This window comes from Klebsiella sp. KE9456, assembly GCF_043832615.1.
GTDB classification, from domain to species: Bacteria; Pseudomonadota; Gammaproteobacteria; order Enterobacterales; family Enterobacteriaceae; genus Klebsiella; species Klebsiella indica.
Window position 1 is genome coordinate 79,569 of sequence record NZ_JBDYQK010000023.1, and the last position, 11,084, is coordinate 90,652.

9 protein-coding genes are annotated in these 11,084 nt (G+C 53.9%); 6 read left to right on the plus strand and 3 right to left on the minus strand.

The window, feature by feature from the left end; all coding sequences use genetic code 11:
• Positions 1-3: 3 nt before the first annotated feature.
• The gene (rfaH, locus tag ABK821_RS20695) at positions 4-492 is read right to left on the minus strand and encodes a transcription/translation regulatory transformer protein RfaH (RefSeq protein ID WP_138362119.1); all 489 of its coding nucleotides are present in this window, start codon (positions 490-492) and stop codon (positions 4-6) included.
• Between the two features lie 175 nt (positions 493-667).
• Between rfaH and ubiD the strand changes: the two genes are divergently transcribed.
• Together ubiD and fre are read left to right on the plus strand one after the other, a co-directional pair.
• On the plus strand, positions 668-2,137 hold the full coding sequence (ubiD, locus tag ABK821_RS20700) for a 4-hydroxy-3-polyprenylbenzoate decarboxylase (protein ID WP_138362120.1): 1,470 nt from the start codon (positions 668-670) through the stop codon (positions 2,135-2,137).
• Between the two features lie 54 nt (positions 2,138-2,191).
• Positions 2,192-2,893 (plus strand): NAD(P)H-flavin reductase, encoded by a 702-nt coding sequence (gene fre / locus ABK821_RS20705; protein WP_138362121.1) that lies wholly within the window; start codon positions 2,192-2,194, stop codon positions 2,891-2,893.
• A gap of 318 nt (positions 2,894-3,211) precedes the next feature.
• Here the strand turns inward: fre and fadA are convergent, their stop codons facing one another.
• Positions 3,212-4,375, minus strand: coding sequence for an acetyl-CoA C-acyltransferase FadA (fadA, locus tag ABK821_RS20710; RefSeq protein WP_343178630.1), 1,164 nt, complete (start codon positions 4,373-4,375; stop codon positions 3,212-3,214).
• Between the two features lie 9 nt (positions 4,376-4,384).
• Positions 4,385-6,574 (minus strand): fatty acid oxidation complex subunit alpha FadB, encoded by a 2,190-nt coding sequence (gene fadB / locus ABK821_RS20715; protein WP_343178629.1) that lies wholly within the window; start codon positions 6,572-6,574, stop codon positions 4,385-4,387.
• Between the two features lie 191 nt (positions 6,575-6,765).
• On the opposite strand from fadB, the gene pepQ reads away from it, so the two are divergent.
• From pepQ to hemG, 4 genes are read left to right on the plus strand one after another with little or no spacing between them, the layout of a single operon-like run.
• The gene (gene pepQ, locus ABK821_RS20720) at positions 6,766-8,097 is read left to right on the plus strand and encodes a Xaa-Pro dipeptidase (RefSeq protein ID WP_343178628.1); all 1,332 of its coding nucleotides are present in this window, start codon (positions 6,766-6,768) and stop codon (positions 8,095-8,097) included.
• On the plus strand, positions 8,097-8,711 hold the full coding sequence (locus tag ABK821_RS20725) for an IMPACT family protein (RefSeq protein WP_138362125.1): 615 nt from the start codon (positions 8,097-8,099) through the stop codon (positions 8,709-8,711). Before pepQ ends, ABK821_RS20725 begins: the two co-directional genes overlap by 1 nt.
• 42 nt (positions 8,712-8,753) lie before the next feature.
• A complete protein-coding gene (trkH, locus tag ABK821_RS20730) occupies positions 8,754-10,205 on the plus strand; it encodes a Trk system potassium transporter TrkH (RefSeq protein WP_138362126.1) in 1,452 nt (483 codons plus the stop codon).
• 11 nt (positions 10,206-10,216) lie between these two features.
• A complete protein-coding gene (gene hemG / locus ABK821_RS20735) occupies positions 10,217-10,750 on the plus strand; it encodes a menaquinone-dependent protoporphyrinogen IX dehydrogenase (protein WP_138362127.1) in 534 nt (177 codons plus the stop codon).
• Positions 10,751-11,084 lie beyond the last annotated feature (334 nt).

The following is an 11,084-nucleotide window of genomic DNA, read 5'->3' on the forward strand; positions in this document are numbered from 1 at the left end:
GTGTCAGATTTTATAAAAATCCGTATTTTTGACGCTCTGCAGTACCTGTTTGTTCAGCAGGTTCAACAGCAGCATAGAACGAGATTCACCATCCGGTTCGGTAAAGATTGCCTGTAAGCCCTCAAATGCGCCGTCAGTAATCAGCACGTTGTCGCCTTCATACGGCGTTTCCGGGTCGGTAATGCCTTCCGGTTTGTAAATGGAAAGCTGGTGAATGACAGTGGACGGCACGATGGCAGGCAATGCGCCAAAACGTACAAAGCTGTTTACACCACGAGTCGCGCTGATGGTAGTGGTATGAATCACTTCCGGATCGAACTCGATAAACAGATAGTTTGGGAACAGGGGCTCGCTGACCATCGTGCGTTTACCGCGGATGATTTTTTCCAGTTCGATCATGGGCATCAGGCAATTGACAGCCTGCCGTTCAAGATGTTCCTGGGCGCGTTCAAGCTGCCCACGTTTGCAATAAAGTAAATACCAGGCTTGCATAATGACTCTTTCCATTCTACTGGCAGCAAGCATAGCAAAAGCCCGGGCGATCGCGAAATCATTGCGGATGAAAACTAAATATCAGCGTACTTTCACGCTAATTTAACAAAAGTGCAGCATCGCTCCGGCGAACACCGTATAATCAGTCGCCTGTACAGAGGCCAATAACAACGCCATGAAATACCACGATCTACGCGAATTTCTGACATTACTGGAGCAGCAGGGGGAATTGAAACGGATTTCCCTGCCAATCGATCCCCACCTGGAGATTACCGAAATTGCCGATCGCACTTTGCGCGCGGGTGGCCCGGCTTTGCTGTTTGAAAACCCTAAGGGGTATTCGATGCCGGTGCTGTGCAACCTTTTTGGCACGCCACGGCGTGTGGCGCTGGGTATGGGGCAGGAGGATGTGAGTTCGCTGCGTGAAGTGGGTAAACTTCTGGCGTTTCTTAAAGAGCCGGAGCCGCCAAAGGGGTTCCGCGATCTGTTTGATAAAATGCCGCAATTCAGGCAAGTGCTGAATATGCCGACTAAGCGTTTGCGCGGGGCGCCATGTCAACAGAAAATCATTCAGGGCGATGCCGTAGATCTGACGCGTATCCCAATCATGACCTGCTGGCCGGAAGATGCCGCGCCGCTCATCACATGGGGACTGACGGTAACCCGTGGTCCGCATAAAGAGCGGCAAAATTTGGGGATTTATCGTCAGCAACTGATTGGCAAAAATAAACTGATTATGCGCTGGCTATCTCATCGCGGTGGCGCACTGGATTTTCAGGAATGGTGCGCGGCGCATCCTGGTGAACGTTTCCCGGTTTCTGTGGCGCTGGGTGCCGATCCGGCAACGATACTTGGCGCGGTGACGCCTGTTCCTGACACCCTTTCCGAGTATGCGTTTGCTGGCCTCCTGCGCGGAACGAAAACCGAAGTGGTGAAATGCATCTCTAACGATCTTGACGTGCCCGCCAGCGCGGAGATCGTGCTGGAAGGGTATATTGAGGCCGGGGAAATGGCGGCGGAAGGCCCGTATGGCGACCATACCGGCTATTACAATGAAGTGGATAATTTCCCGGTCTTTACCGTGACGCACATAACCCAGCGTGAAGATGCTATTTACCATTCGACCTACACCGGACGGCCGCCTGATGAACCGGCGGTACTGGGGGTGGCGCTGAATGAAGTGTTTGTGCCGATTCTGCAAAAGCAGTTCCCTGAAATTGTTGATTTTTATCTGCCGCCAGAAGGGTGTTCCTATCGCCTGGCGGTCGTCACGATGAAGAAGCAATACGCGGGTCATGCGAAACGTGTAATGATGGGCGTCTGGTCGTTCCTGCGCCAGTTTATGTACACCAAGTTCGTCATCGTCTGTGATGACGATGTGAATGCCCGTGACTGGAATGACGTGATTTGGGCAATAACTACTCGCATGGATCCGGCACGTGATACGGTTCTGGTAGAAAACACGCCAATTGATTATCTGGATTTTGCCTCACCGGTCTCCGGTTTGGGTTCAAAAATGGGGCTGGATGCCACAAATAAATGGCCTGGTGAAACCCAGCGCGAGTGGGGGCATCCCATTAAGAAAGATCCTGAAGTGACGGCGCGCGTTGACGCCATCTGGGATGAACTGGCCATCTTAAAATAACAGGAAGCGGGGCTACGCCGCTGTTTTGCACAATAGACCCGATAGAGGGAAAGCATGACAACCTTAAGCTGTAAAGTGACCTCGGTGGAGGCGATTACCGATACCGTGTATCGTGTTCGATTAGTGCCGGAAGCGGCGTTTTCCTTCCGTGCGGGCCAGTATCTGATGGTGGTGATGGATGAGCGCGATAAGCGCCCATTCTCGATGGCTTCTACGCCTGCGGAACATGAGTTTATCGAACTGCATATCGGTGCATCTGAACTTAACCTGTATGCGATGGCGGTGATGGATCGTATCCTGAAAGAGCGTGAAATCGTGGTTGATATGCCGCATGGCGAAGCCTGGCTGCGCGACGATGAGGATCGTCCATTGATTTTGATCGCTGGCGGAACGGGCTTCTCATATGTGCGTTCGATTTTGCTCACCGCGCTGGCGCGTAATCCCAACCGCGATATTGCTATTTACTGGGGGGGACGGGAAGAGAAGCATCTCTACGATCTCGTTGAGCTGGAAGCGCTTTCCGTTAAACACCCTAATTTGCGCGTTGAGCCGGTGGTTGAACAGCCGGAAGAAGGCTGGCGAGGCCGCTCTGGGACGGTATTAACCGCAGTCTTGCAGGATTACGGTACGCTGGCGGAGCATGATATCTATATTGCCGGTCGTTTTGAGATGGCGAAAATCGCGCGCGACCTGTTCTGCAATGAGCGCAACGCGCAGGAAGATCGCCTGTTTGGCGATGCGTTTGCCTTTATCTGATTGTCGATATCAGCGCATCCGGGTTTTCGCCCGGATGCTGCGGTGATCCCCTGACAGGCGGGAAGAACGGCAACTACATTGTTATATACCCGTCATACTTCAAGTTGCATGTGCGTTGGCTTTCCTCGTTCACCCCAGTCACGTACTGGAGTACGCTCCCGGGGATTCACTGCGTCGCCGCCTTCCTGCAACTCGAATAATTTAGGGTATAGAGTGGCATTTGCGTTGTAGGCCGGATAAGACGCCTGAGCGTCGTCATCCGGCATGGTCGCCGGGGGCGCTTCGCTTGCCCGGCCTGCAATAAATAACGCGCTATGATTAAACTCGCTCAAATACTGTCGCGATACCCTGACCTAATCCGATACACATCGTCGCCAGGCCAAACTGGGCGTCTTTGCGCTCCATCAGATTCAACAGCGTGGTGCTGATGCGCGCCCCGGAACAACCCAGCGGGTGGCCCAGTGCGATCGCGCCGCCGTTGAGGTTGATCTTCTCGTCAATCTGCTCCATCAGTCCCAGATCTTTTATACACGGCAGGATCTGCGCGGCAAACGCTTCGTTCATTTCAAACAAATCGATATCGCTGGCGGCAATCCCTGCTTTTTTCAGCGCCAGTTTTGATGCCGGAACCGGGCCGTAACCCATAATTGAGGGATCACAACCGACAACCGCCATTGAACGAATGCGGGCGCGTGGTTGCAGACCCAGTTCATGCGCACGGCTTTCGCTCATTACCAGCATGGCGGCTGCGCCATCGGAGAGGGCGGAAGAAGTGCCTGCGGTCACGGTGCCGCTGACCGGATCAAACGCGGGGCGCAGAGTCGACAGCGCTTCGACGGTGGTCTCCGGGCGGATGACTTCGTCGTAGCTAAACTGCTTCAGCACGCCGTCGGCGTCATGACCGCCGGTCGGGATGATCTCGTTTTTAAATGCGCCGGACTGCGTGGCGGCCCAGGCGCGGGCGTGTGAACGTGCGGCAAACGCATCCTGCATTTCACGGCTGATGCCGTGCATACGGGAAAGCATTTCTGCCGTCAGCCCCATCATCCCGGCGGCTTTGGCGACGTTGCGGCTCAGGCCGGGATGGAAATCGACGCCATGACTCATTGGCACATGACCCATATGCTCCACGCCGCCAATCAGGCACGCCTGCGCGTCGCCGGTCATGATCATCCGTGCGGCATCGTGCAGCGCCTGCATGGAGGAACCACACAGACGGTTAACGGTGACCGCCGGAACGGAGTGGGGGATTTCAGCCAGTAGCGCGGCGTTGCGGGCGATGTTAAAACCCTGCTCCAGCGTCTGTTGCACGCAGCCCCAGTAAATGTCGTCGATAGCGGTTGCTTCCAGCGCGGGATTACGCGCCAGCAGACTGCGCATTAAGTGTGCGGAGAGATCTTCTGCCCGCACGTTACGAAATGCGCCGCCCTTTGAACGGCCCATCGGGGTGCGAATTGCATCGACAATGACAACCTGTTCCATTGTGACTCCTTAAGCCGTTTTCAGGTCGCCAACCGGGCGGGCTGGCTCAACTGGGGGATAGTACGGTTCGTTATGGCGCGCTTTGTTACGCAGACCTTCCGGCACTTCATAGAGTGGGCCGAGGTGCTGATACTGCTGCGCCATATCGAGATATTTTGCGCTGCCGAGCGTATCCAGCCAGCGGAACGCGCCGCCGTGGAACGGAGGGAAGCCCAGACCGTAAACCAGCGCCATATCCGCTTCTGCCGGACTGGCGATGATGCCTTCTTCCAGACAGCGCACCACTTCGTTGACCATCGGAATCATCATGCGGGCGATAATCTCTTCGTCGCTGAAGTCGCGCTTCGGCTGGCTGACCTCTGCCAGCAGGCTGTCCACGGCCGCATCTTCTTCTTTCTTCGGCTTACCTTTGCTGTCTTCTTTATAGCGCCAGAAGCCGAGACCGTTTTTCTGACCATAGCGGCTGGCGTCAAACAGCGCGTCGATGGCATCACGATAATCTTTCTGCATACGCTGTGGGAAACCGGCTGCCATAACTGCCTGCGCATGATGCGCGGTATCAATCCCGACCACATCCAGCAGATAAGCCGGGCCCATCGGCCAGCCAAACTGTTTCTCCATCACTTTGTCGACGTTGCGGAAATCGGCGCCGTCGCGCAGTAGCTGGCTGAAACCGGCGAAATACGGGAACAATACGCGGTTAACAAAGAAGCCGGGGCAGTCGTTGACCACAATCGGCGTTTTGCCCATACGGCTTGCCCAGGCGACGACTTTCGCGATGGTTTCATCCGAGCTTTTCTCGCCGCGAATGATTTCAACCAGCGGCATCCGGTGTACCGGGTTAAAGAAGTGCATGCCGCAGAAGTTTTCCGGGCGCTTCAGCGCGCTTGCCAGTTCGCTAATGGGAATGGTGGACGTATTCGACGCCAGCACGGTATCCGGGCGGACGTTGTCTTCGGTCTCCGCCAGTACCGCTTTCTTCACTTTCGGGTTTTCCACGACCGCTTCGACCACCACATCAACGCGATCAAAACCGGCGTAGTCCAGCGTTGGGTGAATCGCTGAAATCACGCCCGCCAGTTTCAGGCCGTCGATCCTGCCGCGTTCCAGTTGCTTATTCAGCAGTTTGGCCGCTTCGGTCATGCCCAGCGTCAGGGATTTGTCGTTGATATCTTTCATGATCACCGGCACGCCTTTCCAGGCTGACTGGTAAGCGATGCCGCCGCCCATAATACCGGCGCCCAGTACAGCTGTCTGCTTCGGTGTTTCAACGTCTTTGGTCAGCTTTTTCGCTTTACCTTTCACGAACTGATCGTTGAGGAAGATACCGACCAGCGCGCGGGCTTCATTGGTATGCGCCAGCGGGACAAAGCTGTTATTTTCCAGATTCAGCGCTTCTTCACGGCCAAAGCGTGCGGCGGCTTCGATCGTTTTCACGGCGGTCATCGGGGCGGGGTAATGCTTCCCGGCCGTCTGCGCCACCATGCCTTTGGCGATGGTAAAGCTCATCGCCGCTTCAATTTTACTGAGCTTCAACGGTTCCAGCTTCGGCTGGCGTTTGGCTTTCCAGTCCAGTGAGCCGTCAATCGCCTGACGTAATACCGCTATTGCGCCATCAAGCAGTTTCTCCGGTTTCACGATACCGTCGACCAGGCCGATTTTCAGCGCCTGCTCAGCGCCGATGTCTTTCCCGGCAGCAATAATTTCCAGCGCGCTGTCAGCGCCCAGCATACGCGGCATACGGACAGAACCGCCAAAGCCCGGCATGATGCCCAGCTTCGTTTCTGGCAGGCCAATGCGCAGATCCGGCGTCACCAGACGATAATCGGTCGCCAGTACGCACTCGCAGCCGCCGCCCAGCGCATAGCCGTTGACGGCGGAAAGCGTTGGCACCGGTAAATCTTCGAGGCGATTAAAGACGCTGTTGGCAAAGTGCAGCCACTGGCTGAGCTGTTCTTCAGGCACCTGGAACAGCGAAAGGAATTCGGTGATATCGGCACCGACAATAAAGGCTGCTTTCTCTGAGCGCAGCAGCAGCCCTTTAAGATCTTTTTGTTTTTCGAGTACGTCCAGCGCCTGGCCGAGGCTGGCGACGGTTGCGGTATCGAGCTTGTTGACCGAGCCGGGGGCAGCGAAAACCAGTTCGGCAATGCCATCTTTCCGCCAGTCGAGGTACAGGGTGTCGCCTTTGTAAAGCATGTCAGTCTCCTGAATCCGCAAGGTAATCTGGTCATACCAGATGATCCGGAGTGTGGGATTTATGTTAAGAAATTGCAAATTAGTCTTTAAATAAATGCAGATCTGATCACATCCGGTGGAAATCCCCCCGCTTCAGGTCAATGTGCTAAGATGCGAAGCATCACGATCCAATAAAATCAAAGGATAAAAAGATGGAATCACTGGCCGGTCTCTATAAAAATCATATCGTTACTTTACAAGAGCGTACTCGCGATGTTCTGGCCCGTTTCAAGCTGGATGCGTTGCTGATCCACTCCGGCGAACTGTTCAATGTTTTTCTTGACGATCATCCCTATCCGTTCAAGGTCAACCCCCAATTCAAAGCCTGGGTACCGGTTACGCAGGTCCCTAACTGCTGGCTGTTGGTGGACGGTGTTAACAAACCGAAACTGTGGTTCTATCTACCGGTTGATTACTGGCATAACGTGGAGCCGCTGCCGACTTCATTCTGGACGGAAGAAGTGGATGTGATCGCCTTGCCGAAAGCCGACGGTATTGGTAGCCAGTTGCCTGCGGCGCGCGGCAACATCGCTTATATCGGGCCGGTAGCGGAACGTGCGCTGGGGTTAGACATTGCCGCGGATAAAATCAATCCGAAAGGGGTTATTGATTATCTGCACTACTATCGCTCTTATAAAACGGACTACGAGCTGGCTTGTATGCGTGAAGCACAAAAGTCAGCGGTTAATGGTCATCGGGCGGCCGAAGAGGCGTTTCGTTCCGGTATGAGCGAGTTTGATATCAATCAGGCCTATTTGACGGCGACAGGCCATCGCGATATTGATGTGCCTTACGCTAATATTGTGGCGCTGAACGAGCATGCCGCTGTACTGCATTACACTAAACTGGATTCCCGCGCACCTGCGGAGATACGCAGCTTCCTGCTGGACGCTGGCGCAGAATATAACGGTTACGCGGCTGATTTGACGCGCACCTGGGCGGCGCATAGCGATAATGACTATGCGCAGTTGATTAAAGACGTCAACGATGAACAGTTGGCGTTGATTAGCACCATGAAAGCGGGCGTTAGCTATGTGGACTATCATATCCAGTTCCATCAGCGCATTGCCAAATTGTTGCGTAAGCATCAAATAGTCAAAGATATGAGCGAAGAGGCGATGGTGGAAAATGACCTGACCGGGCCATTTATGCCGCACGGTATTGGTCATCAACTGGGCCTGCAGGTCCATGATGTCGCAGGCTTTATGCAGGACGATACCGGGACGCATCTGGCCGCGCCGTCGAAATACCCATACCTGCGCTGCACCCGCGTGCTGCAACCGCGGATGGTGCTGACCATTGAGCCGGGTATTTACTTTATCGAATCGCTGCTGGCGCCGTGGCGCGAAGGGCCGTTCAGCAAACATTTTAACTGGCAGAAAATCGAAGCGCTGAAACCGTTTGGCGGCATCCGTATTGAAGATAACGTGGTGATCCACGAAAACAGCGTCGAGAATATGACACGCGATCTGAAACTGGCGTAATGGAAAGCTGGTTGATACCGGCCGCGCCGGTCACCTTTGTTGAAGAGATCAAAAAGAGCCGCTTTATTACGTTGTTAGCGCATACCAACGGCGTAGCGGCGGCAAAGGCGTTTGTGGAGTTTGTCAGAGCCGGGCATCCAGATGCCCGCCACCACTGTGTGGCGTGGGTGGCGGGGCCGCCGAATGATTCACAACAGTTGGGTTTTTCCGATGATGGCGAACCGGCGGGAACCGCGGGGAAACCGATGCTGGCTCAGCTTATGGGCAGCGGCGTCGGTGAGATAACCGCTGTCGTCGTGCGTTACTACGGTGGTATTCTGCTTGGCACCGGCGGTCTGGTGAAAGCCTACGGCGGCGGCGTTCATCAGGCGCTTGCTCAGCTAACAACCCTGCGCAAGACGCCGCTGACCGCATATACGTTGCAGTGTGAATATGGGCAGTTAGCCGGGGTTGAAACGCTGTTGGCTCAGTTCTCAGGGAAAATTGTTGAAAGCGAATACCTGGCGTCTGTTCAGTTGCGCGTGGCGCTTCCCCAGGCTGAAGTGGCGCTATTTTCAGCAAAGCTGGCTGATTTTAGTCGTGGTTCGTTGCAATTACTGAAGATTGACGAATAATCCCCACCTGATTTTTTTTGCATATCAAAGGAAGCGCCAGAGATGCATTTTCGCGCGATAACCCGAATCGTTGGATTGCTGGTTATTTTGTTTTCGGGAACGATGATCCTCCCGGGATTAGTGGCTCTGATATACCGTGATGGTGCGGGGCGGGCGTTTACCCAGACCTTTTTTGTCGCGCTGGCGATTGGCTCACTATTATGGTGGCCTAACCGTAGTGAAAAAGGCGAACTGAAATCCCGTGAGGGATTTTTGATTGTCGTCCTTTTCTGGACCGTGCTGGGGAGCGTGGGGGCGCTGCCGTTTATCTTTGCGGAACAGCCGAATCTGACGGTCACGGACGCGTTTTTTGAATCCTTCTCAGGTCTGACAACGACCGGTGCCACGACCCTGGTGGGACTCGATTCCTTACCCCATGCTATTCTTTTCTATCGTCAGATGCTGCAATGGTTTGGCGGGATGGGGATCATCGTGCTGGCGGTGGCGATACTGCCCATACTGGGCGTCGGCGGAATGCAGCTGTATCGGGCGGAGATGCCGGGGCCGTTGAAAGATCACAAAATGCGGCCGCGAATTGCTGAGACGGCCAAAACGCTATGGCTTATCTATGTGTTACTGACAATTGCTTGTGCGTTGGCGCTGTGGTTTGCCGGAATGCCGGCATTCGATGCTATTGGCCATAGCTTCTCTACTATCGCGATTGGCGGGTTTTCCACCCATGATGCCAGCGTGGGCTATTTTAATAGCCCGACAATTAACTCCATTATTGCAATTTTCTTGCTGATATCGGGCTGTAACTACGGTCTGCACTTTTCATTGCTCAGCGGACGTAGCCTGAAAGTTTACTGGCGCGATCCGGAGTTCCGTATGTTTATCGGTGTGCAGTTAACGCTGGTGGTAATTTGTACTCTGGTGTTGTGGCTGCATAACGTATACGGGTCCCCGCTAACGACCTTGAATCAGGCGTTCTTTCAGGTGGTATCAATGGCGACAACGGCTGGCTTCACTACCGACAGTATCGCGCGCTGGCCGCTGTTTCTGCCGGTGTTGTTGCTATGTTCGGCTTTTATTGGCGGTTGCGCCGGGTCGACCGGCGGTGGTTTGAAAGTCATTCGTATCCTGTTGCTCTTCAAACAGGGCAACCGTGAGCTTAAACGGCTGGTACACCCTAATGCGGTATACAGTATTAAACTCGGGAACCGTGCGCTGCCGGAGCGTATCCTGGAAGCCGTCTGGGGATTCTTCTCCGCTTATGCGCTGGTGTTTATCATCAGTATGCTCGCGATTATCGCTACCGGCGTGGATGATTTTTCTGCTTTTGCTTCAGTCGTAGCGACGTTGAATAACCTTGGACCCGGGTTGGGCGTGGTAGCGGATAACTTTGCGACAATGAATCCAGTCGCGAAATGGATCCTGATTGCTAATATGCTGTTTGGGCGTCTGGAAGTATTCACCCTACTGGTGCTATTTACTCCGACTTTCTGGCGCGAATAACAGGAGTGTCTGTGAAAACTTTGATTCTATTCTCTACCCGTGACGGACAGACGCACGAAATAGCCTCTTTTCTGGCATCCGAATTAAAAGAGCAGGGGATTGATACGGATACGGTTGACCTGAACCGTACTCATGATATCGAATGGTCGCAATACGATCGCGTCGTGATTGGCGCATCAATTCGTTATGGCCACTTTCATCCGGCGCTAGGGCGATTTGTGAAAAAACACCTCCAGTCTCTGCAGTCTCTACCGGGGGCCTTTTTTTCGGTTAATCTTGTGGCGCGTAAACCAGAGAAACGTACTCCGCAAACTAATAGCTATACGCGCAAGTTTTTGCTCAATTCGCCGTGGAAACCGCAGCGTAGCGCGGTGTTTGCCGGCGCACTCCGCTATCCGCGTTATCGTTGGTACGATCGCTTTATGATTCGTCTTATTATGAAGATGACTGGCGGTGAAACGGATGTCCGTAAAGAGGTCGTGTATACCGACTGGCAGCAGGTTGGGCGATTTGCGCAGGAGATTGCGCAAATGACCAGAAAATAGCATGCGAAATTCCCTGAGTGATGTAAATTTGAGCGAACGAAAAGTTTTTTGCAATTACCCCCTTGTCACACCGGAATTACTCCCTATAATGCGCCTCCACTGACACGGAACAACGGCACGCAAGCCGCCGGGTCAGCGGGGTTCAGCGGTGAAAAGTCATCGTGAAAACCGACAGAGAAAAGCAAAAATTAACGCTTGACTCTGAATGAGGAAAGCGTATTATACGCCACCTCGCGACAGAGCGCTGAAGCGCGTCGCAACTGCTCTTTAACAATTTATCAGACAATCTGTGTGGGCACTCAAAGTGACATGGATTCTTAATGTCTTCGGACAA

What these genes read in the sequence shown, in the direction of transcription:
- rfaH (WP_138362119.1), bottom strand. Translation starts at nt 492, where the DNA reads ATGCAAGCCTGGTATTTACTTTATTGCAAACGTGGGCAGCTTGAACGC.
- ubiD (WP_138362120.1), top strand. Translation starts at nt 668, where the DNA reads ATGAAATACCACGATCTACGCGAATTTCTGACATTACTGGAGCAGCAG.
- fre (WP_138362121.1), top strand. Translation starts at nt 2,192, where the DNA reads ATGACAACCTTAAGCTGTAAAGTGACCTCGGTGGAGGCGATTACCGAT.
- fadA (WP_343178630.1), bottom strand. Translation starts at nt 4,375, where the DNA reads ATGGAACAGGTTGTCATTGTCGATGCAATTCGCACCCCGATGGGCCGT.
- fadB (WP_343178629.1), bottom strand. Translation starts at nt 6,574, where the DNA reads ATGCTTTACAAAGGCGACACCCTGTACCTCGACTGGCGGAAAGATGGC.
- pepQ (WP_343178628.1), top strand. Translation starts at nt 6,766, where the DNA reads ATGGAATCACTGGCCGGTCTCTATAAAAATCATATCGTTACTTTACAA.
- ABK821_RS20725 (WP_138362125.1), top strand. Translation starts at nt 8,097, where the DNA reads ATGGAAAGCTGGTTGATACCGGCCGCGCCGGTCACCTTTGTTGAAGAG.
- trkH (WP_138362126.1), top strand. Translation starts at nt 8,754, where the DNA reads ATGCATTTTCGCGCGATAACCCGAATCGTTGGATTGCTGGTTATTTTG.